The 25,966-nt window shown below is 69.5% G+C and carries 22 protein-coding genes; 14 read left to right on the forward strand and 8 right to left on the reverse strand.

Annotated elements, in window-relative coordinates:
- Positions 1–12 precede the first annotated feature (12 nt).
- The gene (locus tag CACI_RS03025) at positions 13–441 is read right to left on the reverse strand and encodes a pyridoxamine 5'-phosphate oxidase family protein (RefSeq protein WP_012784844.1); all 429 of its coding nucleotides are present in this window, start codon (positions 439–441) and stop codon (positions 13–15) included.
- Positions 442–618: 177 nt separating this feature from the next.
- On the opposite strand from CACI_RS03025, the gene CACI_RS03030 reads away from it, so the two are divergent.
- The 4 genes from CACI_RS03030 (at position 619) to CACI_RS03045 (ending at position 7,347) form a co-directional block, all read left to right on the forward strand.
- On the forward strand, positions 619–2,577 hold the full coding sequence (locus CACI_RS03030) for a hypothetical protein (protein ID WP_012784845.1): 1,959 nt from the start codon (positions 619–621) through the stop codon (positions 2,575–2,577).
- A gap of 77 nt (positions 2,578–2,654) precedes the next feature.
- Positions 2,655–3,638: a LysR family transcriptional regulator gene (locus CACI_RS03035; protein ID WP_012784846.1), complete on the forward strand. Its 984-nt coding sequence runs from the start codon at positions 2,655–2,657 to the stop codon at positions 3,636–3,638.
- 168 nt (positions 3,639–3,806) lie between these two features.
- Entirely contained in the window at positions 3,807–6,170 is a 2,364-nt protein-coding gene (locus tag CACI_RS03040) for a collagenase (protein WP_012784847.1), read from the forward strand.
- A 172-nt stretch (positions 6,171–6,342) separates the two neighbouring features.
- Positions 6,343–7,347: a LacI family DNA-binding transcriptional regulator gene (locus CACI_RS03045; protein ID WP_012784848.1), complete on the forward strand. Its 1,005-nt coding sequence runs from the start codon at positions 6,343–6,345 to the stop codon at positions 7,345–7,347.
- A 5-nt stretch (positions 7,348–7,352) separates the two neighbouring features.
- On the opposite strand, the gene CACI_RS03050 is transcribed toward CACI_RS03045, so the two are convergent.
- The 4 genes from CACI_RS03050 to CACI_RS03065 all read right to left on the reverse strand — a co-directional run bounded on the left by CACI_RS03050 (position 7,353) and on the right by CACI_RS03065 (position 10,603).
- Positions 7,353–7,934 (reverse strand): GNAT family N-acetyltransferase, encoded by a 582-nt coding sequence (locus CACI_RS03050; protein WP_012784849.1) that lies wholly within the window; start codon positions 7,932–7,934, stop codon positions 7,353–7,355.
- On the reverse strand, positions 7,931–8,653 hold the full coding sequence (locus CACI_RS03055) for an MBL fold metallo-hydrolase (protein ID WP_012784850.1): 723 nt from the start codon (positions 8,651–8,653) through the stop codon (positions 7,931–7,933). Before CACI_RS03055 ends, CACI_RS03050 begins: the two co-directional genes overlap by 4 nt.
- A gap of 92 nt (positions 8,654–8,745) precedes the next feature.
- Positions 8,746–9,594 (reverse strand): NUDIX domain-containing protein, encoded by an 849-nt coding sequence (locus CACI_RS47455; protein WP_012784851.1) that lies wholly within the window; start codon positions 9,592–9,594, stop codon positions 8,746–8,748.
- Complete coding sequence (locus tag CACI_RS03065) at positions 9,524–10,603, reverse strand: rhomboid family intramembrane serine protease (RefSeq protein ID WP_012784852.1); 1,080 nt, start codon at positions 10,601–10,603, stop codon at positions 9,524–9,526. Before CACI_RS03065 ends, CACI_RS47455 begins: the two co-directional genes overlap by 71 nt.
- Positions 10,604–10,782: 179 nt before the next feature.
- Between CACI_RS03065 and CACI_RS03070 the strand changes: the two genes are divergently transcribed.
- Positions 10,783–11,433 carry an acyltransferase gene (locus tag CACI_RS03070; RefSeq protein WP_223297443.1) on the forward strand — a complete coding sequence of 217 codons (651 nt, stop codon included), beginning with the start codon at positions 10,783–10,785 and terminating at the stop codon, positions 11,431–11,433.
- A gap of 788 nt (positions 11,434–12,221) precedes the next feature.
- Here the strand turns inward: CACI_RS03070 and CACI_RS03075 are convergent.
- Positions 12,222–13,286: a LacI family DNA-binding transcriptional regulator gene (locus CACI_RS03075; RefSeq protein WP_012784854.1), complete on the reverse strand. Its 1,065-nt coding sequence runs from the start codon at positions 13,284–13,286 to the stop codon at positions 12,222–12,224.
- 197 nt (positions 13,287–13,483) lie between these two features.
- Here CACI_RS03075 and CACI_RS03080 point away from each other — a divergent pair, with 197 nt between their 5' ends.
- The 7 genes from CACI_RS03080 to CACI_RS03110 all read left to right on the forward strand — a co-directional run bounded on the left by CACI_RS03080 (position 13,484) and on the right by CACI_RS03110 (position 20,704).
- A complete protein-coding gene (locus CACI_RS03080; RefSeq protein WP_012784855.1) occupies positions 13,484–14,500 on the forward strand; it encodes a hydroxyacid dehydrogenase in 1,017 nt (338 codons plus the stop codon).
- 66 nt (positions 14,501–14,566) lie between these two features.
- Positions 14,567–15,880, forward strand: a complete 1,314-nt coding sequence (locus CACI_RS03085) for an ABC transporter substrate-binding protein (protein ID WP_012784856.1) — start codon at positions 14,567–14,569, stop codon at positions 15,878–15,880.
- Entirely contained in the window at positions 15,877–16,809 is a 933-nt protein-coding gene (locus tag CACI_RS03090; protein ID WP_012784857.1) for a carbohydrate ABC transporter permease, read from the forward strand. The genes CACI_RS03085 and CACI_RS03090 overlap by 4 nt, the downstream gene beginning before the upstream one ends.
- Before the next feature lie 32 nt (positions 16,810–16,841).
- The gene (locus tag CACI_RS03095) at positions 16,842–17,789 is read left to right on the forward strand and encodes a carbohydrate ABC transporter permease (RefSeq protein WP_012784858.1); all 948 of its coding nucleotides are present in this window, start codon (positions 16,842–16,844) and stop codon (positions 17,787–17,789) included.
- A 52-nt stretch (positions 17,790–17,841) separates the two neighbouring features.
- The gene (locus tag CACI_RS03100; RefSeq protein WP_012784859.1) at positions 17,842–19,926 is read left to right on the forward strand and encodes a right-handed parallel beta-helix repeat-containing protein; all 2,085 of its coding nucleotides are present in this window, start codon (positions 17,842–17,844) and stop codon (positions 19,924–19,926) included.
- A gap of 128 nt (positions 19,927–20,054) precedes the next feature.
- The gene (locus tag CACI_RS03105; RefSeq protein ID WP_012784860.1) at positions 20,055–20,294 is read left to right on the forward strand and encodes a FitA-like ribbon-helix-helix domain-containing protein; all 240 of its coding nucleotides are present in this window, start codon (positions 20,055–20,057) and stop codon (positions 20,292–20,294) included.
- Positions 20,291–20,704, forward strand: a complete 414-nt coding sequence (locus CACI_RS03110; RefSeq protein WP_012784861.1) for a type II toxin-antitoxin system VapC family toxin — start codon at positions 20,291–20,293, stop codon at positions 20,702–20,704. Before CACI_RS03105 ends, CACI_RS03110 begins: the two co-directional genes overlap by 4 nt.
- 3 nt (positions 20,705–20,707) lie before the next feature.
- Here the strand turns inward: CACI_RS03110 and CACI_RS03115 are convergent, their stop codons facing one another.
- On the reverse strand, positions 20,708–22,096 hold the full coding sequence (locus CACI_RS03115) for an NAD(P)/FAD-dependent oxidoreductase (RefSeq protein WP_012784862.1): 1,389 nt from the start codon (positions 22,094–22,096) through the stop codon (positions 20,708–20,710).
- A gap of 253 nt (positions 22,097–22,349) precedes the next feature.
- Between CACI_RS03115 and CACI_RS03120 the strand changes: the two genes are divergently transcribed.
- Positions 22,350–22,967, forward strand: a complete 618-nt coding sequence (locus CACI_RS03120; RefSeq protein WP_012784863.1) for an NUDIX hydrolase — start codon at positions 22,350–22,352, stop codon at positions 22,965–22,967.
- Between the two features lie 35 nt (positions 22,968–23,002).
- Complete coding sequence (locus tag CACI_RS03125; RefSeq protein WP_012784864.1) at positions 23,003–23,890, forward strand: sigma-70 family RNA polymerase sigma factor; 888 nt, start codon at positions 23,003–23,005, stop codon at positions 23,888–23,890.
- A 21-nt stretch (positions 23,891–23,911) separates the two neighbouring features.
- On the opposite strand, the gene CACI_RS03130 is transcribed toward CACI_RS03125, so the two are convergent.
- Complete coding sequence (locus CACI_RS03130; RefSeq protein WP_012784865.1) at positions 23,912–25,897, reverse strand: serine hydrolase domain-containing protein; 1,986 nt, start codon at positions 25,895–25,897, stop codon at positions 23,912–23,914.
- Positions 25,898–25,966 lie beyond the last annotated feature (69 nt).

Below are 25,966 nucleotides of genomic sequence, written 5' to 3' on the forward strand. Positions count from 1 at the left end.
CAGGCTCAGCCGCTACTTCCGTCGGATCTCGCGCAGGCCGTTCTCCGGCGTCCAGAGGCGGATCACCAGCTGGTCGTTCTCGACTGTCGTGAGGACTACCTCGTGGAGGTCGAGGTCGAAGGCGTCGTCGGGGCCTTCGGTGGGGAGGGGGGTGGCTCGGCCGGAGAGTTTGGCGTCGCCGCCGTCCATGGAGCCGTCGCCGGGGTTGGCGTGGAGGGCGAAGCGGGGGTCGCGTTTGAGGTCTTTGCCTTTTTGGGCGTCGGCCATGGAGCCGAGGTGGAGGTGGCCTTCGGGGGTGAAGTCGACTTCGGTGCCGCTGACGCGGGGGGTGCCGTCTTTGCGGAGGGTGGCCAGGACGTGGTGCTTGGTCGCGGTCAGGCGGGCGCGGACGGGGGCGGCCAGGTCGGGCGCGGATTCGGCGAATTGTTGCCAGGTAGCCATAGCCCGTCAGTCTTGCCGAGGGGTCTGACAGGGGCGGGGTATGGCGGGCTATGGCAAATAACTGACAAAGAGTGCTCTTGGTCTGACAGGGTGGGGGTAGCGGTGTGGTGGCGCGGGTGATCGCGGTGACCATCCGTGCCCTGACTCGTTCTTCACGCCGGAGAAGGGAGAGCCCTCGTGCTCGATGATCGCGACCGCCCCGCGGGCGGGCGGGAGGATCTCGAGGCGGCTTTGGTGCTGCACTATTCGCGCCTGGTCCGCATCGCGTACCTGGCGCTGCCGCCGGAAGGCGACCGGCACGGCCGGGTGCTGGCGGCGCACGCCATAGCGCAGCGCACACTGTCGGGCGGCGGGTTCGGCGGGTTCGGCGGGTTCGGCGGGCGAGGACGGGGAGGGCTGGCCGGTCGCTCGGCACGGCGCGCCCCGAAGCAAGCCGACGGCGACTCCTACGCCACGCTGCGCCAAGCAGTCGTCAACGCGGTGCTCCGCAGGACATGGTGGCCGCGCTCCCTCCATCAGCCTTATGTCTGGGGTCTGCGATTCTTCCCGCTCGGCGGCGGTTCGCAGGAACTGGAAGTGGACGCCGCGCTACGCGGGCTGAACGTGACGGCGCGCATGGCCTACGTGCTGCTGGCCCTCGAAGACCTCGGCGCCGACGAGGTAGCCGCGCTGCTCACGGGCACCGGCGTGCGCGGTGTGCCAGCGGCGCTGGAAACGGCGCAGCGGCTGCTCAGCGAGCATCCGGCCGACGTCCTGGAGTCCTCGGAATTCGATCCCTGCACCCTCCGCACCCGCCCCACCGACCTGTCACGCCGCAGGCGCCAGGTCCGAGGCGTGACGGCAGCCGGCGGCGTCGCCCTCGCCGTCGTCCTGGCCATCGCGATCGGCGTCAGCGGCTCGGGATCGACCGGCGCCGACGCCGCCACCGGAGCGGCGAGTACCGCAGCCGCACACACCCCGATCCAGGTCGACGCCGCCGCCTGGGAAAAGAGCCCGCGGCTAGACTTCGGCGTCTGGCCGGCCCGCGGAGACGGCGACGCCGCCTCGTCCGCAGCCGTCGAGCAAGCGCTCGACGCCTGGACGACTCAGCATCCTGATGCCTACAAGCTCGGACCCGGCGCTTCCGACGGCCCGCCGCTCCAGCCGGTCCACGTGCTGTGGAGCGGGCATCTCGACGGCGCGACCGTTGTCCTGCTCTTCGACTCGACACGCCTAGCCCGCTACACCCAGCCCGACGCCCCGACCACCGCCGACCCGGTCCGCTTGGACGTCGTGCGCGCGGACGATGCGGACATGACCTCCGCCGGCGCCGTCGTCCTCCGCTCGACCGACGCCGGCGACCGCTGGCTCGTGGCGCCGTGGGTCGCCACCGCCGCTATCAGGGATCTGCGAACCCCCGCGATCGCCACCGCCCCGACGACCGTCTCGAACGGCGTCACCGCCGCAGTGCCCGCGCCCCCGGCGACCGGCTGCGCGTCCTGGCCGGTGCTCCAACTCCGCGCGGCAGCGACAGTCGGCGGACAAACGATCGCGCTGACCGACCTCGGCGGTGTGACCGGCACCCACCTGCTCTACACCGCCCCGCCGAAGCTCGACCCGACGCAGACGCCGCGCGAAGTCGCGACCCCGGACACCTACGGCGCCGAATCGCGCGTGGCGTGCGACCTGTCGGCGCTCCAAGGCCAGGACGTGAAGCAGGTCGACACCTGGGTCTTCGCGCAGCAGCCGCTTCCCCAGTCTCAGGGCCTTGCGTCGTGGGTCTGCGTCCGCGCCGACCAGTGGACCGGCAGCGGCTCGGCGACCAGCGAGTTCCTGCCGCCGTCCGCGCAATCCGCGGCGACCGTGACCGGCACCGAGCCGGACGGCCGCACATGCTCGCCGCTCGGGCAGAACATCGTGGCGCAGGCGCGCTGGCGGGCGCCCGACGGAAAGATCTACCTTCTCGTCGCCGGAACGCGGCACGTCACAAAGGTCGCCGTCGAGGACGGCAACGGAACCGTGCGGCAAACCGTCGCAGCACCCGAACACACCGCCGCCGTGGTCCTCACCGGCGCCGCAGCCGCGACGGGCAGCGGAGTCGGCGTCCTCGACTCCGGGACGCGGGTGCGACCGATGGATCCCCAGCAGGGCCAATAAATTCGCACCATATTCGTGCTTTGCCTTGGTCGGCGGCGGATCTATCCTCACCTCACCTGGTCATCGGGGAGGAAGCCGTGGAACTGGAACTCCGCCACCTACGCACGCTCTGCGCGATCGCGGACGCCGGCAGCGTCGGGCGCGCGGCGGCCGTGCTGGGATATTCGCAGCCGGCGATGAGCACGCAGCTGCGCCGCATCGAGCGGCTGTTCGGCGAGCCGTTGTTCCTGCGCGGGACCGGCGGCGTCGAGCCGACGGCGTACGGCGTCGAGGTCGTGGCGCAGGCGCGCGACGTGCTGGCGCGGGCCGAGGCGATCGGGCGTCGGGGGAGCGCGGTCGCTAGCGGACGTGACAGGACTCTGCGATTCGCCGCGACCAACACGCCGATCCTGCCCGGGCTCGTCGGACGATTGCGCGCGGTGCTGCCGGACCTGACCGTGTCGGTGAGCAGCGTCTACTCCTCGACGGCGATCGTCGAGCAGCTCGAGGACGACGTCCTGGACGCCGGCGTCGCCGCCGACTACCCGAGTCTGGAACTCGCACATTCCGACCGCCTGGCACATCGGGGCATCGTCACCGAGCCCTCGTTCGTCGCGCTGCCGTCGCGGCATCCGTTGGCGCGCCGCGTGGAAGTGGCGCTGTCGGATCTGGCGTCCGAAGCATGGTTCATGACGCCGGACGACGGCGCGGGATGGCCGGGGGTGTTCTACGCCGCGTGTCAGACAGCCGGCTTCGAACCGGCCGCGGTGCACGAGTTCCTGGGGGACCAGACGCAGTTGCAGACGATGATCGCCGACGGGCTCGGCATCTCGATGGTGCAGGCGACGCTCCGGCCACTGCCCGGCGTGGTCGTCAAACCCCTGATCGGCACGCCGCTGTGGTGCCGGTACCTGTTGGTGTGGCGTCGTGCCGGGCTGAACGACGATGTCGCGGAGGCGCTGTTCGCCTCGGCGAGCGCGGCGTACCGGGCGCTGATCGCACGCTCGGCGCACTTCCAGACCTGGGCCGCCGGAGCGTACCGGACCAGCCCGACGACGGCGCCGCACCGGTCGGCTCATTAATCTGTGACATTGCACTGCTGACCTGGCGCGACACCGGAGTTATGCCCGCGCGTGCCATAGTCCTATCCCCCGAACACATTGTCAGTCTTCTGTGGCGCTGCCAGATTGCGTTCCGCGCCTCCTCGCCGAAATCCCTCTGAGGCGCACGCCAACCATCAAGGAGCAGTGATGCGCCACCGAACACGCCTGCCCGGAATCGCCGCCGCGGTGCTCGCCGCGGTGGCGGTCGCCGGGATGACCGGGGTGGGAGCGGCCTCCGCCGCCCCGCGTCCGGCCGCCGCCTCGGTCGCCCCGACCGTGAGCCACGCGAACACGAACACGAACACGAACAAGAACGCCACGCCGAAGGGTTCCGCCGACCCGGCCATCGCCGGGAAGTCCGTGGTCGCGAAGACCGGAAAGCCGGTCGGCGACCTCGCGCCGCGCGCACCGATCGGCGGCAGCGCCGACGGAACCAAGACCGGCGTTGCGCAGACCGGCGCCACGCAAACCAGCGCCGCAAAGCAGTCCCCGGCCGCCAAGACCCCCGCCAAAACCCCCGCAGCCCAGTCCTGCACCCCCGCGGACTTCGCCTCCCGCTCCGGCAGCACCCTCAGCGCCTTCGTCAAGGCATCGACCACCGACTGCATCAATACCCTGTTCTCGGTCACCGGCTCCAACGCTTCGGCGATCTTCAGCGAAGCCAAGATGGAGACCATCGCAGGGTCCTACAAGACCGCCGCCGCCAGCTACCCGGGCACCGACGCGACGAGCGTCCAGCAGCTCGTGCTGTTCCTGCGCGCCGGGTACTACGTGCAGTACAACAGCAACGGCTCGATCCCGGCCTACGGCCAGGCGCTCGCCACGCTGGTCGAGGGCGGCCTCGACGCCTTCTTCGCCGGCTCGCACGCCCTGGACGTCAACGACAACAACGGCCCGGTCCTCGGTGAGACGATCATCCTCACCGACAGCGCCGACGAACAGGCCCGCTACCTCAGCACCTACCAGCGGATCCTGAACGCCTACACCAGTTCCTACAACGCCTACTCGACGATGCTGAACGCGGTGAACGACGTCTACACGCCGCTGTTCCGAGGCCACCAGTTCCCGGCGTTCGTCACGGCCGTCACCGCGAACCCGAGCATCATCGACACCCTGAACAGCTTCGCGCTGAACCACAAGAACCTGCTGGGAGGGGACAACTCCTACCTGGACTCCAACGCCGGGCTGGAGATGAGCCGGTTCGTTCAGCACACGGCGCTGCAGGCCAAGGTGCGTCCGCTGATGAAGGGTCTGCTCGCGGCCTCGTCGATGACCGGACCGACGGCGCCGCTGTGGGTCGCGGTCGCCGGCAACGCCGACTACTACGACCAGGCGAACTGCGCCTACTACAACGTGTGCGATCTGGCCGCCAAGCTCACCGCCGCCGTGCTCACCACGACGACGCACTGCGACGCCAGCCACACCGTGCTGTCCCAGGCGCTGACCGCCTCCGACACCAGCGCCGTGTGCGCGAGCATCCTGGGCCAGTACTCGTACTTCCACACCGTGGTGCACGACAGCGGCCCGATTCCCGGGCAGTACGACCAGAACTTCGTGCTGACCGTGTTCGCCTCGCCCACGGACTACCAGACCTACGCCGGACCGATCTACGGCGTGGACACGGACAACGGCGGCATCACCCTGACCGGGGATCCGACCGATCCGTCCAACATCGTCCGCTCGATCATGTACCAGTGGGACACCGACAACGGCTTCGTGGCGCGCGTGTGGAACCTGAACCACGAGTTCACCCACGCGCTGGACGCCGAGTACGACACCAAGGGCGACTTCACCGCCGAGATCGTGGTCCCGGACATCTGGTGGATCGAGGGCGTCGCGGAGTACGTCTCGTACAGCTACCGCGATGTCACCGACACCGAGGCGGTGAGCGAGGCGGCGACCCACCGGTACGCGCTGAGCACCCTGTGGCAGAGCTCGTATGACAACAGCGACGAGACACGCACCTACCCCTGGGGCTACCTCGCCGTCCGCTACATGATGGAGCGGCACCCCGCCGACATCGCCACACTCCTGGCGAAGTTCCGCGTCGGCGATTACCAGGGCGCGTACGCCTTCTACGGCACGACCATCGGCACGGCGTACGACGCCGACTTCAATTCCTGGCTCGACCAGTGCGCGGCCGGCGCCTGCCAGGCCGGCGGCGGAACCACGCCGCCGCCCCAGAACTGCTCCGACCCCGACACCCGGGCGATGGACCAGAACTGCTCGCGCACCGGCGAGTCGGCGGCGGCCGGCGCGATCGACTACTTCTACATCGACATTCCCGCCGGGACGTCGTCGCTGACCATCACCACCACCGGTGGCAGCGGCACGGCGTACCTGCTGTACAACCCCTCGACGTGGGCGACCCCCACCGCGTACACGCAGGGCTCGTTGAACAACGGCACGACACAGAGCCTGACGATCACCGATCCGCCATCCGGCTACCGGTACATCAGCCTGTACGGGCAGACCGCCTTCAGCGGGGTGACCATCACCACGTCCTACTGAACGGCGCTCCACCCCGGAACCCCTTGATCCACCGTTCAACCCAAGCGCGCTGATCACGCGGCGGAGCCACCTCTGGTGGCTCCGCCGTCACCGGTTTCGCACCGGGGACCACGCCGGGTGGTCGCCGTGCCACAATCCTGTCGGGGATTGGTACGTAGGACGGGGGAACGGAATGCGGGTCACCATCGCCCATGTGGCGTTGCGTGCCGGGGTCAGCAAGGCCACGGTGTCGCGGGTGCTCAACGGAAAAGGGGAGACGGACGCCGCCACCGCCGCCCGGGTCCGGCGCGTCGTCAAGGAATTGGGCTACGTGCCCAGCGCCCGGGCGGTGTCGTTGGCCAAGGGCCGGACCGGTGTGGTCGGCGTGCTCGCACCGAACCTGACGCGGCCGTGGATCGCGCAGGTGATGCAGGGCGTCGTCGACGCGATGGCGAGCAGCGGCCACGGGCTGATGCTGTTCACCCGCAACGTCGGCGACGATTCCTTCCAGCGTTTCGCAGGGCACGTCAACGCCAACGCCTTCGACGGTCTGCTGGTCATCGAGCCCGAGGAGACCGTGCCGGCGGTGGCCAAGATGGTCTCGGCCGCGCTGCCGGTGGTGCTGATCAGCGATCGCGAGGCCGGCATGGGGATGCCGGTCGTGGCGACGGGGAACCGCCCCGGCGGACGTCAGGCCGCCGAGCATCTGCTGGCGCTGGGGCGTCGGCGGCCGTTGGTGGTCGGCGGGCCGGACGGCTACGACTGCGCCGCCGAGCGCGTCGGCTCGTTCACCGCCGCGTTCGCCGAGGCCGGGTTTCCGGTGCCGGCACACGCGTTCTTCCCCGGCGACTACTCCGGCGAGTCCGGTCGGGTCGCTGTGTCGAGCGCCGTCGCCGACGGGACCGAGTTCGACGCGGTGTTCGCCCACAACGACCTGTCGGCTTCCGGAGTGCTGCAGATGCTGGGGCACCTCGGCCGGCCGGTGCCGGTGGACGTCGCGGTGGTCGGGTTCGACGACGCCGGGCACGCCGCGCTGACCGCGCCGCCGCTGACCGCGGTGCACCGGCCGCTGCGCGAGATCGGTGCGGAGGCGGCGCGGATGCTCGCCGTCGCGCTGGCCGGCGGTGCGGTTCCGGACGAGCCCGTCGAGATCGCCAACGATCTCGTCGTCCGGAACTCCACGATCGTGCCGGGCTGAACCGCTCAGCCGGCCGTGGCGTCGAGGCGGTAGAAGCACATGTCGCCTTCTTCCTTCACCAGCGCGAACCCGGTCTTGTCCAGGACGCGCTGGGAGGCGGTGTTGCCCGCCTCGGTGTCGGCGACCATCGTGCGGACGCCGTCGTGCGAGCGGCAGAACGCCACCAGAGCGGCGAGGGCTTCGGTGGCGTAGCCGCTGCCGCGCGCGCCGGGGACCAGACCGTAGCCGAACATGACCTGGCCCTGCTCGTCCGGCGGACCGTAGAACCCGATGGTGCCGATCGCGGCGCCGTCCGGGGCGGCGCGGTCGATCCGGTAGCAGCCGAACGGCCCGGCGTCGTGCCCGGCTTCGGCCGCGCCGAGGAAGCCCTTCACGCCGTCGCGGTCGTCCTGCATCGGGAAGTCCTCGGCCCAGACGTCCTGCTCGCCGGGGGCGACGTCGACGATGCGGCGGCCCTCCTCGACGGTGAGCAGGTGCAGGCTGAGCCGTTCGGTGGACAGGTCGAACAGATCGGACAGGTCGGACAGAGCCGCGGGGTCGGACGGAGCCGCCAGCTCGGACGGAGCTGGGTCGGACAGGTCGGTCATGCGCGCTTGGCCTCCTTCAGAAACCGCCGCACGGTCTCGCGGGCGTTCTGGGTCACATGCTTGCCGTGGGTGAACGCGGCGATCTCGTAGTCCAGCTCGCCGAGCACGTCCGCGGTCTTCTGGTTGAGCTTGATGTCGGAGCAGAAGGCGCGGACGCCCCACCCCATCTTCCGGACGTTCCAGATCGAGTCGCCGGTGATCAGCACGCCGTCGGCCTCGTGCCGCAGCGCCACGTGCCCGGGGGTGTGGCCGGGGGTGTGCACGACGCGCAGACCGCCGCCGACCGGCAGCACGTCGCCGTCGGCGAACTCCTCGCCGACGATCACCTTCGCGAACTTGTTTCCCTTGGGACCCAACAGGTTCAGGAACTTGCCGCCGAGCGTGGAGCCGTCGCGGGGCGGGGCGTAGCCGCCGCGCGCGAAAGGCGCGTCGATCGCGCTGATCGAGATGTCGGCGTCGGTCGCCTCCTTCAGCTTGGCGGCGCCGCCGGCGTGGTCGCCGTGCGCGTGGGTGAGGACGATGCGGTGCACGTCCTGCACGCTCTTCCCCATCGCCTTCAGACCCGCCTCGATGCGGCCGGCCGAACTCGGCATGCCGGTGTCGACCAACGACACCCGGCCGTCGTCTTCGACGATGGCGAAGCTGTTGACGAAATCAAAGGGTCCGGCTGGAATTCGCCACACTTGGGGGGTCAGTTGGTACGCCGGCTGGCTGGCCATCGTGATTCCTCCTCGATATTCGACAACGTTTTGCCCATGATGGCGGGACGGGATTGCGGGCGCATTGCGCGGCAAACCGGTGTGTCCGGCGCTCAGTTCCGTTCCGCCTGTCGCGGCTGCCCCTCCTGAAGATCCTGCACCGCGATCCGCCCCTCCCGTGCGGCCTCGGCGTGCACCAGCCGGTCAAAGGTGTGCGGCGCCAGGAGTTCGCGGGCGGCTTCGAGATCGAAGAAGCCGTGCTCGACGATCTCGTCGTCCTGGAGGCGGATGCGGGCGATGTCGTCGGGGGTGAGGGTGCCGCCGTCGTAGAGGTAGTGGATCAGGGGCGGGCGTTCGGCGTCGCGGGGGCGCCAGTCGACCGTGAGGAGGGCGCCGGGTTCGGCGTCCAGGCCTACCTCCTCCAGCGCCTCGCGGCGTGCGGCCTGGGCGGGGAACTCGCCCTCCTCCACACCGCCGCCGGGGAAGCTCCACTTCCCGTCGGGGCGGTAGGACTGGCGGACCATCAGGACTTTGCGTGCCTCGTCGTGGAACAGCATCGAGGCGCCGACGACCACCTTCGGCAGCGATGCCGCATATGCCGCGCGGTCGAGCCCGGTTCCGACTTCCGCGAGGCGCGGCGCTCCGGCCTCGATCGAGCGCATGTAGATGCGGCCCATGTGGTCGTGCAGCACACGTTCGGGGTCCGGGACCAGCGTCGCCAGCGCGACCGACGCCGCGGTGATCACGTCGCAGAGCTCTGCCTCCAGGTCCGCTTCGGTGTGGCTGCGTCCCTTGCGCGGGTTCTGACCGGTCGTGCCGATCAGTGCCGCCGCCGCTTCGCCGGCCTCCTCGGCGACCTTCAGCACCCGCAGCGGGACCGCGAGTGCCGGATCAGTGTCCGGATGCGAGTCCAGCCATGCCTTCTGCTGCGCGATCACGTGCCAGATCAACGCCTCGTCCATCCCCCACCCCGCCCTTCGTGCTGTGACCGCTCCCGGTGCCCAAGCTGCTCCAGCCGCCCACCGCACCGGCAGCCCTAACGTCCGAATGCAGCACCGACGTCCGCACCACGGTCGCCCCGACCAACACAGCCAGTATCGCGACCAACCCCGCCGCCTGGATCGCGACCTGCCGACCGCCCCGCGGCGCGTAGACGTAGACCAGCCCGATCACCGCTCCGGTGAGCAGCCCGCCGAGGTGTCCCTGCCACGAGGTGAACCGCGACGCCAGCACCAGCCACACCACTGCCATGACCAGTTGCCGCTGTCCGCCGAGCGGATCGAAGTGCAGCTTGCGGCTCAGGACGAAGTAGAGCCCGATCAACCCGAAGACCGCCCCCGACGCCCCGATGGACTGCGTGTACGGCGCCGTCAGGTAGTAGCAGAACACTGATCCGCCGACTGCCGACAGCAGATACGCCGCCAGGTACCGCACCCGCCCTATCTGCTGCTCGACCACGACGCCGAACATCCACAGCGAGAGCATGTTGAACAAGATGTGCATCGGTCCCAGCGGCGGCTGGTTGGGCAGGATGTGCACGAACGCCGAGGTGATCATCCGGTACCACTGCCCGTGCGCGACGCCGATGGGGTGGTAGCCCGGCGGCGGGGAGGCCATGGTCAGGTAGACGCCGTCGTGCGGTCCGCGCATCGCGTCGGAGAGCATGCCGAGCTGGTCCACGACCGAGTTCTTCAGCAATTCCGCCGCGTACACCGCGAAGTTGAGCATGATGAGCGCGATGGTGACGACCGGACGCGTGCCGCCAGTCGCCAGCGAGCCGAACACCGTCCGCGCCTGCCGTACGTCCTTGTTCCCGTCGCGGACACAGTCAGGGCACTGAAACCCCACCGAGGCACTGCGCATGCAGTCGGGGCAGATGTACCGGTCGCAGCGCGTGCAGCGGATGTGGCTCTCGCGCCCGTTGTGCCGGAAGCACGTGGTCACCGGCACGGTGGCGTCGGGGACGGTCATCGGCGGGAGTCCTCCGGACGGGTACAGCGGACGGCGCAACGGGACGGCACACCTTACCGTGCAGGGGCAGGCTGACGGCGGTCTTGCCGCAGCTCCTCAAGCACAGAGCGCGTACCGCTCGCGCCGGCCGTATGCTGACGGCGATCCCCCTGCTGTGATCATGTCGAGAAGAGACCCCAGTGCCTCGTCGTCCCCGCTGGATCGACCGCCTCACCGCCGCCGCGATTCGCGGGGTGTGGGACTGGGCTCGAGTGCGCGGCCGCATCACCTCCGGCAATCCCGGACGGTACCGCTTCGCGCATCTGGGTCCCGGCGCCGCGCTGTCCTTCCCCCTCGGCGCGCTCTACAACGAGCAGTACATGGCCATCGGCGAGGGCACGCTTGTCGGCGAAGGCGTGAGCCTGGCGGTCGGCTGGCCGGACGAGGACTTCGGCGAGGAGATCGTGCTGCGGATCGGCCGCGGCTGCTCGATCGGCCGCGGCAGCCACATCGTGGCGCACCTGCGCGTCGACATCGGCGACGACGTCTTCTTCGGTCCCTACGTCTACGTCACCGACCAGAACCACGGCTACGTCGCGCTCGACACCCCGATCGGCCGCCAGGACGCCGAGGACAAGCCGGTGACCATCGGCGACGGCTGCTGGCTCGGCGTCGGCTCGGTGATCCTGCCGGGCACGACACTGGGCCGGAACGTCGCCGTGGCCGCCGGCGCGGTGGTCCGCGGATCGTTCCCCGACCACTGCCTGATCGGCGGCGTCCCGGCCCGGATCCTCAGGCGCCACCACGACGAGGACGGCTGGCGCGCCGACCTTCAGGCGCCGAACCTGTAGGCGACGCGTGGGCGACTCGTGGGCGGACCGCCAAGTAAGAAGCGGCGCTCATGACTTGTGCGTGGGATGGGGTGAGTGGGCTGGTGCGGTTGGTTTGTGGGTTTTGAGAAGCTTTTTACGTCTTCGAGCATGGTTTGATGGCCTCGCAGGGGGGCGCAGTTCGGTGGCAGGTATCTGAGGAGCGTCGGCGGCCGGCGGTTATTCGTGTCCACGACCGCGCACCGGTCCGAGTCACTGCGCACACGTTGGGGTTGGCGGGTGTCTGCCACGTTTGAGGGGCACCTGAAGTCAACGTCAAGGGCAGGCGCCTCCGGCGGGGGCACTCTGCAACGGGGGGTCGGGCTGGGTGGGGCTACTCGGCGGCGGTCTGAATGTTGGTCGCTTTTGTCCCAGATCCCTACCACAAGCAACGACCGCCGCCGGACAGCGCGACCGCCCCTCCCCGGAGCGAGGCCGCTCGCCGCGAAGGCGCCGCCGGAGGCCCTGCTCTGCCCTTGACTTCAGGTGCCTACCAAACGCGGCCGCTACCCGCCAGCCCCGACGTGTGCGCAGTGACTCGGACCTGCGCGCGGTCGTGAACAGCCTCCACCGCCGGCCGCCAGCGCCACCCGGACACCCACCACCGAACTGCGTCCCCTGCGGGGCCATCAAACCATGCTCGAAGACGTAAAGAAGCTTCTAAAAACCCACAAACCAACCGCACCGAGCCACCCCCCACACCACCCGCACACCAGTCAGCGGTGCCCAAAAAGCCCGCACCGACCAGCCGCCCCCCTCGCGCCACCCGCCTACGCCGAGCGGGCGACCCCCGTCGACTCCCGCACGATCAGGCGCGGCGAGACGTCCACATGCCGCGCCGGCGCCCCGGGGTCGCGTACCAGGTCCAGCAGCGTGCGCACCGCCAGTTCTCCGACCGACTCCTTCGGCGGCGACACCGCGGTCAGTGCCGGTCGCGTCAGTGCCGAGAACTCGTCGTCGTAGGCGACGATCGACATCTCGCGCGGTACGGCGAACCGCGTGGCGAAACCGTTCTGCAGCAACGCCAGTGCGTCCTCGTCGGAGTGGACCAGCAGTGCGGTCGCCTCTGAGGCGCGCAGCCGTTCGGCGAGGGCGTCTATCTGCTCCGCGCCCCAGTTCGGCCAGCCGGCGAGGTCGGTGCCGATGATGCGCGGCATCTGCGGTAGCGCCAGTGCTGAGGCCGCCTGCTCGAAGCCGTTCAGGACACTGCGGGAGGTCGGTGTCTCGCCGCGGGCGAACATCGCGATGCGGCGGTGTCCGAGTTCGTGCAGATGCCGAACCGCGAGCCCGGCACCGGTTTCGTGGTCTGTCCGGACCCACGAGGTGGTCGCGGCCGCCGGTCCGTAGGACCGCCGCTCGACCAACACCGTCGGCACGCCGAGCGCCCCGGCCCACTCCACTTCGTCCGCCGGCGCGAGCAGTACGGCCTGCGCCCCGGAGTCCACCAGGCCCATCGCCAGCGACAGGTCCTGCCCGGACTGGTAGTCCGAGACGGCGACCAGCAGCCGTCCCTCGGGCTCGCGCAACACGCGGCGCATCCCGTCGACGACCCGGTTGAAGTAGTACGAGGACTTGGGGATCAGCGCGCCGATGACCGGCAGGTCGCCCTCGCCGCCCGGATCCTGGTGCCGGGCCGGCGGTGCGGGCTCGGCCGAGGCGGGCAGCACCGCGCCGCCGTGCACCTTGTCCAGTTGTCCGGCCTTGGCCAGCTGGTCCAGGTCGCGCCGGACTGTCACGTCCGACACTCCGAGGATGCCGACCAGCTCGGCCACCTGCACCGACCCGCGTTCGCGGGCCAGGCGAAGGATCAGGGCGTGCCGTCTCGCGGCGAGCACGAACCACCTCCTGGAGCAGAAGCTATCAGTCAGAACCGTTCACAGCATGCGGGTCCGACGGCCTTCCGGCAAGTCCGAGTTACGTTTTTGTTCGTTTCCCATCGGTTGTCATCGAACGTATTGACTTTCGGTTGCCTTCTTCTGACACTGGTCCCCATTGTTCGTTTGACGGCTCATTCGAAAGGCCTCGCCGCTTCATGGATCGTCCGCACGCCGTCCTGGCCATGCGCCCCGCTCTGCGTCCGCTGCTGTTCGACGCGGACGCCGAGGAGCGCCTTGCCCGGCTGGCCGAAGCGGATCCGGAGGCGGTGGTCACCGACTTCGCCGACCCCCGCGCGGCCGGGGCGCTGGTGCGGGCCGAAGTGCTGATCACCGGCTGGGACTGTCCCGTGCTGGACGAGCCGGCGCTGGCGCGGATGCCGGCGTTGCGCGCCGTCCTGCACTCCGGCGGCAGCGTGAAGCACCACATGACCGACGCCGCGTGGGCGCGCGGGCTGCTGGTCTCCTCGGCGGTCGCCGACAACGCGGTCCCGGTCGCCGAGTACACCCTCGCGATGGTCATCAGCGCGGGCAAGCGGCTGCCGGAGATGGAGCGCGCGTTCCGCGCGGGGCGGGACGGCCGGGACTGGCTGCACTGGTCCGAGGGCTTCGTCCCGGTCGGCAACCACCGCCGGGTGATCGGGGTCGTCGGGCTCTCCCGCGTCGGCCGCCGGGTCGTGGAGATGCTGCGGGTCCTGGACGCGACCGTCCTGGTGCACGACCCCTACGTGCCGGACGAGGTGGTCCGCGGACTCGGCGCCGTGCCGACCGGGCTCGACGCCCTCGTCGCGGCCAGCGACGTGGTCAGCCTGCACGCGCCGAGCACCGCCGAGACCCGGCACCAGATGGACCGGCGCCGGCTGGCTCTGATGAAGGACGGCGCGACCCTGATCAACACCGCGCGCGGCGCCCTGGTCGACACCGCGGCGCTGGCCGACGAACTGCGGGCCGGGCGGCTGTACGCGGTCGCCGACGTCACCGATCCCGATCCGCTGCCGCCGGACTCGGAGCTGTTCGACCTGCCGAACCTCACGCTGACCCCGCACGTCGCCGGCTCGATCGGCGGCGAACTGCGGCGGCTGGGCGATTTCGTCCTGGCTGAGCTGCGGCGCCTGACCGCCGGGACCGAGCTGCTCGGACGGGTGTTGCCCGAGACTCTGCCATCCATAGCGTGACAGCCACTTGCTACCTCTTCACTTGCTACCCCCTCACCTGAGAGCCCACAGAGAGCGAGTCCCGATATGCGAACCAGTAAGAACGTCCACCGCGCCGGCGTCATAGCCGCCGCGGTGGCCGTCTCGGCCGCGAGCCTGTCGGCCTGTGGCAGCTCCAGCAAGCCCGGCACGTCCTCCGGCGCCAAGTCCTCGGGCAGCACCTCGTTCACCTACTGGTCGATGTGGCAGCAGAACGAGCCGCAGGCCAAGGTGATCAAGAAGGCCGCCGACGACTTCACCGCCGCCACCGGTATCAAGGTGACCATCCAGTGGCAGGGCCGCGACGTCATCACCAAGCTGACCCCGACGCTGCGCACCGGCTCCTCGGCGGACCTGGTCGACCAGTCGGTGAACGCGCTCGGCGCGCTGGTCGCCAAGGACGAGACCACCGACCTGAGCAGCCTGTACGGCACCACGATCCCCGGCGAGTCGCAGACCGTCGGCCAGGTCATCCCCGACAGCTACAAGCCGTTCCTGAACGACAAGAACGGCAAGCCTTTCATCGCGCCTTACGAGGTCTCCTCCGAAGGCCTGTGGTTCGACGCGTCGAAGTTCCCCGCCCTCGCTGCCAACCCGCCGAAGACCTGGGACGATCTGCTCGCGCTGTTCGACAAGGCCAAGGGCATGGGGATGACGCCGGTCGCGGTCCCCGGCGACGACAAGTACTGGGTGCTGCTGACCCTTCAGCGCGAGCTGGGTACTGACACCCTGAAGAAGTTGGCGAGCGACAAGACCGGCGCCGCCTGGGATGACCCGAAGGTCCTCAAGGCCGCGCAGCTGGTCCAAGCGATGCGCGACAAGGGCGACTTCCTCAAGGGCTACGAGTCCAGCAAGAGCATCGACGAAGAGGGTGACTGGGCCAAGGGACAGGCCGCCTTCTACCTGTCCGGCACGTGGGTTCCCTCCGAAGCCGCGCCGAACGCCGCTGCCGGCTTCACATTCGACAGCATCCAGCTGCCGGCCCTGGACTCGGGCAACACCGACACCGGCATCAACTTCTTCGGCTTCGCGGTCCCCAAGACCGCCAAGCACTCCGACGCCGCCGAGAAGTTCGTGGCCTTCTTCATGAAGAAGGAGGAGCTCTCCGGCATCTCGACCCAGGCGCTGAACCTCACACCGCGCGCCGACATCGCCCCGCCGGCCCAGCTGGCCTCGATGAGCAAGGCGCTGACCGGGACCGTCTACGCCGACCAGGCGCACCTGTCCGTGGACTACGCGGACTGGACCAACAAGATGCTGAACCCCGAGATGATCCGCCTGATCACCGGCCAGGACGACGCCGCGAAGTTCGTCGCCAACGGCCGGCAGGGCACGATCGATTACTGGAAGTCCGCGTCGTGACCAGCGCCACCATCGGTGTCCGGCGGGGCCGGGTCAAGGGCTCGCCCCTGGCCCGGCGCCGTCGGCGTGTCTTCGGACCGTTCTTGGCGCCGGCGCTGATCCTGTACACGGTGCTGTTCATGGTGCCGACCGCGTACTCGTTCTACGCGAGCTTCACCAGCTGGGACGGGTTCTCCAACCCGCGGTGGAAGGGCACGCTCAACTACGACCACCTGACGCACGACCCGGCGTTCAAGGACGCCTTCTTCAACACCCTGAAGCTGCTGTTCGGGTGCGGCATCTTCCTTTTCGTCCTGAGCTTCGCCTTCATGCTGATGCTGCGCGAGATGAAGGGCCGCCGGTTCATCCAGGGCTTCATCTTCCTGCCGCACATCGTCTCCGGCGTGGCGCTGGCCGCGTTCTGGGACTTCCTGCTGAACCACGACGGAATGCTGAACAAGGGCCTGCACTCCTTCGGTCTGGGCCCGGTGGACTGGCTCAAGCCGCAGTGGCAGTTCGACGCGATCCTGGTCGCGATCGTCTGGATCAACACCGGCTACTACGTGACGATCCTGATGGCCGGCGTGGACCGCATCCCGCCGTACTACTACGAAGAGGCCAAGCTCGCCGGGACCAACTCCTGGCAGCGCTTCCGGCACATCACGCTGCCGATGTCCTGGGACGTGATCGGGACCGCCGCGGTGCTGTGGACCATCGGCACGGTGAAGATCTTCGAGTTCATCCTCGCCTTCTCCGGCTCGCAGGGGAACCTGCCCAGCACCAACCAGTGGACGTCGGCGATGTACGTCTACGGCGAGACCATCGGCGGCACGTCCCCGATCTACGACTTCGGCCGGGCCTGCGCCGGCGCGGTCGTCACGCTCGTGGCGGTCGTGGTGGTGGTCGTGGTCCTGCGCCGGGTGACCAGCCGCGACCGGCTCGAGCTCTGAGTACCGATGACCGACACGAAGGCGGGACGACTATGAGCGCCGCGACGACCGGGTCCCGCGCTGAGAGCGCGGCGCGGGACCCCAAGAGGGACCTCAGGAGGGACCCCAGGAGGGACCCCAAGACGCCGGCGGCGGTTTCCGCCGGCCGCCGCCGGATCCCCTGGGCCCGGCTGCCGGGTTCCGCGCTGATCTGGCTGTTCGTCGCCTTCTGCGCGTTCACGTTCCTGTTCATCCTGCTCAGCTCGCTGAAGTCCAGCTACAACGTGCTGAACCACCCCTTCCGGCTGCCGACCGAGCTGAAGTTCGCCAACTGGAGCAAGGCCTGGCACGACGGCGGCTTCGGGCCGGCGTTCGTGAACTCGGTGCTGGTGGTCGCGGTGGCGGCGGCCGGGACGGTGCTGCTGGCCTCGCCGGCGGCGTACGTGCTGGGCCGCAACCAGAACCGCGTGTCCGGCGGCGTGAGCATGTACTTCGTGCTGGGGCTGGGCATCCCGATGCAGATCATCGTGCTGCCGCTGTATTCGATCATGGCCAAGATGCACCTGATCGACAATCTCGCCGGGCTGATCGTGCTCTACGTCGTGGTGAACCTGCCGTTCACGGTGTACCTGCTGATGTCGTTCTTCGCCTCGCTGCCGGGGGAGCTGGAGGAGGCCGCGGCGCTGGACGGCGTGGGCCCGGGGATGACGTTCTGGCGGATCATGCTGCCGCTGGCCAAGGGCGGGCTGATGACGGCGCTGACGCTGGTGGCGATCGCGTGCTGGAACGAGACGTTCCTGGCGCTGATGTTCCTGCAGACCAATGACAACTTCACGCTGCCGCTGGCGTTGGTCAACTTCCTGACCCAGCAGCAGTTCACCGGCGAGGACTTCGGCGTGATGTTCGCCGGGGTGTCCATCGCGGTGCTGCCCATGCTCGCGCTCTACGCGTGGCTCGGGCGCCGGATCACCGAGGGCTTGACCCTCGGAGCGGGGAAGTAGGCGCACCACCTCCCTCATTCACGCACCACCATCGCACTGGAGGTACGTAACTGTGAAAGCGCAACTGCGCGCTTCGCTCTCGGCGCTGGGGGCGATGGCCCTCGGTGCCGTCGGCCTGCTGGCCGTCACGGTCCCGATGGCCCACGCTGCCGGGACCGTCTACTACGTGGACTGCTCCGCCGCCTCGGACGGAACCGGGTCCTCGGGTTCTCCGTGGAACGCCCTCACGGACCCCGACGGACACGTCTTCGCCGCCGGCGACACGCTGTCCTTCAAGGCCGGGACCACCTGCCACGGCGCGCTGACGCCGAAGGGTTCCGGCGCTTCCGGCTCGCCGATCACCGTCGACGCCTACGGTTCCGGCGCCGCGCCGGTGATCGAGGGCGGCGGCGCGACCGAGGCGACGGTGCACCTCGTCGACCAGAGCTACTGGACCATCAAGGGTCTGAAGGTCCAGAACAGCTCCTCCACGCGGGCGCAGCACGAGGGCATCCTCGTCGAGGTCGCCGGCGCCGCGAACCAGGCCGGGATCTCCGTCACCGGCAACGAGGTCGCGAACGTGGCGGGCTGGGGCGACAAGACCGGGACGAACGCGTCGTGGTTCTCCTACTCGGCGGGCATCGCGGTGCGCGTGGCGACCGGGTCCGGCGTCTTCAACGGCGTGTCGGTGTCGAACAACGCCATCCATGACGCCGGGGGCGGCGGCATCAAGGTCGAGGGCGAGACCACGGCCATGAACACCGGCGTGTACATCGGGCACAACACCCTGACCGCGGACGGCGGCGACGGGATCGTGGTGCACGACAGCGACGCGCCGCTGGTGGAGTACAACACCGCGACGGACCTCGGGCTCGGGGCGTACCCCTTCGTGGCCGGGAACTTCGCCGGGATGTGGCCGTACCACAGCAACAATCCGACGTTCCAGCACAACACCGTCGGCACGCAGACCGGGGTCGTGAACGACGCGACCGCGTGGGACTGCGACATCAGCAACACCGGCACGTGCCTGTACCAGTACAACTACTCCTACAACAACGCCGGCGGCTTCTACCTCGACTGCCTGTCCGGCTGCGGCGGCGCGGCGACGACCACGAACGCGGTGCTGCGCTACAACATCTCGCGCGACGACTGCCGCTTCACGAACTCCAGCACCGGCACCGGCACGCACTACATCTACAACAACACCTTCTTCTGCCCAGGCAAGCCGATCACGGACACGCTCGGCGGAAAAGTGGTGTGGCAGAACAACATCTTCGTGGCGCCGACGGCCTCCTGGGCGTCGGATAACTCGGCGACATTCACCGCCAACACGTACTACGGCGGCGTCACGGCGCCCTCCTCCGGCGACACGGCAGCCCACACCGCCGACCCGCAGCTGATCAACGACGCCGCGGGCACGCTCGCCATCAAGCTGCACACCGCCTCCCCCGAGCGCGGTACCGGCGCGGTGGTGGCGAACAACGGCGGCAAGGACTACTTCGGCAACGCGGTCTCCGCCACCACCGCCCCGAACCGCGGCGCCTACAACGGACCGGGCGATGACAGCGTCCTGTCATTCTCGGCGGCCCTGACCGACACCGCGGTCACCGCCGACGCCAACCGCTGGGCCGGCAGCCTGAACAGCGCGACCCAGAGCGGCAAGTCTTTCTCCGCGACCGCCCTGGCCGCCGCCGGCCTGACGAAGGGCACCGACGTGACAGCATCCGGCATCGACTTCGGACCCTGGCACCCCCAACCCCTCGACGCCACCGACAACACGATCGCCACCGGCCAGACCATCGCCGTCACCGGCACCGGCACCAAACTCGGCATCCTCGGCTTCAGCACCACCCACGGCGTCACCGAGCCCGGCACCCTCCACTTCACCGACGGCACCTCCCAGCCCTTCACCCTGACCCTCTCCGACTGGACCGACACCACCCCCGCCACCGGCGACACCCTCGTCGCCAAGGCGGCCTACGCCAACCAGCACACCTCGACCTACAACGGCACCACGACAACCGCGTCCGGCTCGTTCTCGATCTGGGCGAACACCGTGCCGCTCCCATCGGGCAAGACCCTGGCCTCGGTGACCCTGCCGAACCTGCCGGCGTCGAACGCCACGTCGCAGCATGTGTTCGCGATGGCGGTGGGGTGAGGCGCGGCTTTAGGGACGGAGGTCGCTGAAGCGCTCTGCCTCGGCGGCCTCCGCTATTGTGACTGACTGACTACTGAATGGAGTCAGAGGTGCTGGCAATGCTAGCGTTGCCAGCGGAGGTGGTTCGCATGGTGACCATTGTGGTCCGGAACCTTGATGAGGGCGTCAAGCAGCGGCTGCGCGTGCGGGCCGCCAAGCATGGCCGGTCGATGGAAGCCGAGGTGCGCAGCATCCTCGAGGAGTCGGTCCGCGAGCGGGAGAACTTCGGAGTGGCGATCATCGAGGCCTTCCGCAAGCACGGCGGAGTCGAGCTCGACATTCCGCCTCGTACGGAGATGCCGCGCGTCGTGGATTTCGGGCCTGAATGATCATCATCGACACGAACGTCTTCTCCGAACTCATGCGGCCGGCGCCCGACGCGGCGGTGGCGGCTTGGGTCGAGGAATTCGGCCGCGACCTGTTCCTCACGGCGGTGAGCGTGGCTGAGCTCCGGCACGGCATCCTTCGGATGTCCGGGGGTCGGCGCAGGTCCGACCTCATGACGGACACGGATGCGTTACTCGCCGAATTCGACCAACGAGTACTGCCCTTCGACGTGGCGGCGGCAGAGTACTACGCGATGGTGGTGGCGAGTCGCTTCGCAGGCGGCCGCCCCATTTCCTTCCCCGACGCGCAGATCGCAGCGATCTGTCAAGCCCACGGTGCTTTGCTGGCGACCCGCAACGTCAAAGACTTCGAATACCTCGGCCTCACCGTCATCGATCCCTGGACCCGCTGACCCTCACGCCGCCGAAGCCGGCGTCTCCGCCGCCTCGTGGACCAGGGCGGTGCCGCGGGTGCGCTGGAGGATTTCCTCGCGGGTCAGGTAGACGTCGGTGTACTCGAAGTCGCGGAGGGAGGCTGCTCGCTCGGCTTGGAAGCCGGTGCGGACGAAGTCGTCGCCGACGAGGGAGTTCAGGAGCCAGCCGGCGCCGGTGCGGAAGCGGGCGGCGAAGGTGCGCAGGGCCATGATGTGGTAGCCGCGGGCGACGATCTGGGCGGGGAGGCCGGACAGGGGGATGCCCAGGGGCTTGCTGACCGCCTTGAGGCCGCCGAGGTCGACGACCAGGCCGAGGTCCTTGTGGTGGTAGTCCTTCAAGGGGAAGCCGCGGACGGCTGACATCACGTTCTCCGCGGCGGCCCAGCCTTGGCGCATCGCGTGCTGGGCGGTCGGCGGGCAGATGGCGTCGCCGCCCTTGGCCAGGTCGGGGACGGCGGCGGCGTCGCCGAGGGCGAAGACGCCGGGCAGGTCCGGGACGGTCAGGTCGGCGTTGACCACCAGGCGGCCGCGGTTGGTGGGGGCGCCCATGGTGGCGATCAGCGGGCTCGGGGCGACGCCGGCGGTCCAGATCAGGGTGCGGCAGGGCAGGACGCGGCCGTCGGTCAGGGTGACGGTGTCCTCGGTGCACTCGGCGACCGAGACGCCCAGGGAGACGTGCAGGCCGCGCTTCCTCAGGATCTTCAGCGCCTTCTCGCCGAGCTTCTCCCCGAGTTCGGGCATCAGGCGCGGCGCGATGTCGACCAGATGCCACTTGACCAGGCTGCCGTCCAGGTTCGGGTAGCGCTTCACCGCCTCGGTGGTCAGCCGCTGCAGGTACGCCGCGGTCTCGGTGCCCGCGTAGCCGCCGCCGACCACCACGAACTGCAGCCGGGACTCGCGCTCGGCGTCGGTGTCGGCCACCGCCGCCAGGTCGAGCTGGGCGATCACGTGGTCCCGGATCCACGCCGCCTCGGCCAGCGTCTTCACGCCGACCGCGTACTTGTCCACGCCCGGGATGTTGAACTGCCGGGTCACGCTGCCGGGGGTGAGAATCAGGTAGTCATAGCGCTCGACGACCTCCTGGCCGTCGATCTTGCGCACCACCACCGACTTGGTCTGGGTGTCGATGCCGATCGCGCCGCCGGGGATGACCAGCGTGCGCTTGAGCATCCGGCGCAGCGAGACGGCCACCGCCTGCGGCGTGAGCACGCCGGAGGCGACGTGCGGCAGCAGCGGCAGGTACAGCTGGTGGTTGACCGGCGTCACCAGGCGGATCTCGGCGTCGTCGATGGAGAGCTTCTTCTCCAGCTTGTGCGCGCACTCCGTGCCCGCGAAGCCGCTGCCGAGGACGAGTATCTTGGGGCGGCTCATGGCGGTCGTCTCATCTCCCGGGGCGGTGGGCGGTGTCTTACCAACCGGACTTTCGTCCAGCGTGGAACGTGGGGCGGACCGGCGCATCTCGATCACGGGGATTTGTGCCGGATGGGTGAGATGATCATCCTACGCAGTCGGTTTCGCGGTCGGCGCGCAGGTCCGCCATCTGGTCGGCGGACACCAGTTCGAGCGTCCCACGCGGGTGGGATCATGACGGGCAACGACGCCGACCGGGAAGGCATAGCCCGTCATGTACCCACCTCCGCCGCCCGCACGCGTGACCGATACCGCGATCCGCGCATACCTGTCCCGCTACCTGGCGCGTCATCCGGACCAAACCGAGCGGGTCCGGCCCTTCAGCGAGGCGCTCGCCGCCGGCACCGCGCGGATGACCGACCGCCGCACCCTCCCGGGTCACGTGACCACCGGCGCGCTCGTGGTGTCCGAGGACGGCCGGCTGCTCCAGATCGCCCACAAGTCCCTCGGCCGCTGGCTCAACCCCGGCGGCCACGTCGAGCCCGAGGACGCCTCTCCGCTCGACGCCGCACGCCGCGAGCTGCTTGAGGAGACCGGCCTCGGCGCCGAGCACATCACGCTCCTCGGCGACCCGATCCTGCCGCTGGCCGTCGACGCGCACCGCATCCCGGCCAACCCGGCGAAGGACGAACCAGAGCACTGGCACTTCGACTTCCGCTACGCCTTCCTCCTCAACGGAATCCCGGGGACCACCGAGGTCGAGCTCCAACTCGAAGAGGTCGACGACCACCGCTGGATCCCCTTGGACCAGGCCGGTCTCGGCGAGGACACCGCCCGCCTGGCCGCAGTCCTCGAAACCGCTGTCACAAACGCCGCGGCCGGAGGGTCATAGCAGCGACAGCATGTGATGAGGGACAGGGGACCGCAGTGGAAAGCACCGAATGGCTCGCCGAGCGCTTCGAGGAGAACCGGCGCCATCTGCGAGCGGTCGCGTTCCGCATGCTGGGCTCCCTGTCCGAGGCGGACGACGCCGTCCAGGAGTCCTGGCTGCGCCTGAGCCGCCAGCGCGAGGAGCGCCTCACCGCCATCGACAACCTGACCGGCTGGCTCACCACGGTCGTGGCACGCGTGGCGCTGACCATGCTGAAGACCCGCAGCCGCGAGGAGTCGTTGGACGCGGTCCACATCCCGGAACCGATCATCTCGCCGGAGGACGGTCTGGACCCCGAGCACGAGGCGCTGCTCGCCGATTCGGTCGGACTGGCCCTGCTCGTGGTCCTGGAGACGCTGCAACCGGCCGAGCGCCTGGCGTTCGTGCTGCACGACATGTTCGCCGTCCCCTTCGAGGACATCGCGGTCATCGTCGACAAGAGCCCGGCCGCCGCCCGGCAGCTCGCCAGCCGGGCCCGGCGCCGGGTGCAGGGCGCCGACGCCGTGCCCGACCCGGATCTGGGCCGGCAGCGCGCGGTGGTGAAGGCGTTCACCGCGGCCTCGCGCGGCGGCGACCTCGCCGCGCTGGTCGCGGTCCTGGATCCGGACGTCGTGCTGCGCGCCGACTACGGCAGCCTGCCCGCCGGCCTGAAGCTGCTGCGCGGCGCCGAGGCGGTCGCCAAGCAGGCGCTGATGTTCGCGCAGTTCGCGGCGCACGCGCACCCGGCGCTCGTCAACGGGGCGCCGGGGCGGGTCACGATCGTCGACGGCAAGCCCGCGGCGGTCATGGGATTCACCGTGGTGGACGACCGGATCAAGGAGATCAACATCCTCGCGGACCCGGAGCGGCTGTCCGAGCTGGATCTGACCATCTTCGAGGCCTGATCCGCTCTCGCAGGGTCCTGATTACGGCCACACCAGGTTGTACGTGAACGCCACGATCAGGAACGACACAGCGCCGGCGGCGGTGAGCGAGTACGCGATCCGCCCGACCGGCCGCCACCAGCGCAGCCGCCACGCCGCGACGCTCCCGGCGAGCAGTCCGACGGTGCACAGCGCCAGCACCGCGTTCACCGCCACCAGCAGCGTCAGCCACGGTGAGCCGAGCAGCACCATCTCGGTGAAGGCGTTGCTGTCGCTGGTCATCGACAGCAGCGCGACCACGAACCCGGTCGCCAGCAAGCCGGAGACCCAGGCCAGCACGCGCGCGCTCTGGGCCCACCGCGGATGCGCCGGCAGCCCGCGCAGCCGCCGGACCAGAGCCAGCACCGGGAAGGCGAGGAAGCCGACCGCGAGGATCCCGGCGCCGCCGTAGAGCATCGGCAGGTGCAGCCTGGGGGAGTTGTACCAGGCCAGCCGGTAGTAGGCGATGGTCGGATCGATGGTCGTCGCCAGGTGGCCGTGGCCGTCGAAGACCAGCCGGTCCTGGCCGCCCTGCTCGGCGAATTCGCCGTGGCCCACAGGGATCCAGCGTTGGTCGCCGACATCAGGGTTCTGCGATAGGCCGTTCGTGGTGAGCGTGCCGTCGGAGTTCGCGGACACGGTCACCGAGGAGACCAGTCCGGCGACTCGCGTGATCGCGGCTCGGCTGATCCGGTCGCTGCGGTAGCTTCCGGCGTAGCTGTCCAGCTTCGGGTCCTTGACCGCCGTCGGTGTGGCGGACGTGCCGGACGTGCCGGAGGCGGCGGCAGTGGTCGGGAAGTACTTGTCGACGATCCGGTCGATCAGGGCTTTGCCATCCCAGCCGGCGATCCCGTTCGTGCCGTCGCCGTTGTAGACCACGTACACACCGATGTCCCGGTCCGGCAGCAGCGCCATGTCGCTGTGGAAGCCGGGCACGTCGCCGTCCTTGAACAGGATCTGCTGACCGTCGCGCGGCCGCTCCTCGAAGTAGTACGCCATCCCCGGCAGCCGCGGATCCATCGTGAAGTGCTGCCGCTGCATCAGATCCGCGACTCCGGCGCCGAGCTCGGGGTCCTTCGACAGCTGCGCCTTCAGGAACGTGGCGACGTCGGTCGCGGTGGCGACGGTCCCGGCGCCGGTCGGCGACCAGGCGCCGTACTGGCCGCTCTCGGCGGTCCAGCCGCCGCCTTCAGGGCGGTAGCCCTTCGCCAGGTTCGTCTCGATCGCCGGCGGATGCGGCTGCTGGAAGGTCGTGGCGTCCATCTGCAGCGGTCCGAACAGGTGGTCCTGCATGTATTGCGCGAACGGCTCTCCGGACACGCACTCGACGATGTATCCGGCTAGTGCGGCGCCGTAGTTGTCGTACGCGGCCAGCGTTCCAGGCGGACGCACGCGCGAAGGCTCGTGGTCGGCGAGGTACGGCCCGAGCGGCGGGACGTCCTTCGGATCCGACACCGCCGCGCCGACCGGGTCGTCGTCGAAGCCGCTGGTGTGGGTCAGCAGGTCCTCGACGGTCACCGGGTGGCCCGGGAACGCGTCGGAGATCTGGAAGCCCTTCAGGTAGGCGTTCACGTCCGCGTGCGGATCGATCTTCCCCTGCTGGATGAGCTGCGCGACGGCGGTCGCGGTGAAGACCTTCGCGATCGAGCCGGTGAAGAACTCGGTGCGCACCGGGTCCACCGGGGCGTCGGCGGCGATGTCGGCGACGCCGTAGCCCTGCGCGTACACGGTCTGCCCGCCGGCGACCACCACTACGGCCGCGCCCGGGATCTTGTCTTTGGCGAGCTGCGCCGTGACGGTCTGGTCGACGAGGGAGCCGACGCCCGCGAGATCCGGCGCGGAAACAACCGCAGCGGCTGCATCGGTGGCAGTGTTGTCCGCGGCGGTGCGCGTGCCGTGCACGGTGCGCGTGCCGTGCGCAGTGTGCGCCGTGGCGCCGGTCAGCAAAGAAGCGGCGAGCGTGATGCCGGAAACGAGGGTCGTCCACATGCCCTCCAGCGTCGTGGAGCAGCGGGTAAGGGGTCATTGGCTGTAGAACCCCTCCTGGAGGTGTAGGTA

Source organism: Catenulispora acidiphila DSM 44928 (assembly GCF_000024025.1).
Taxonomy (GTDB): Bacteria; Actinomycetota; Actinomycetes; order Streptomycetales; family Catenulisporaceae; genus Catenulispora; species Catenulispora acidiphila.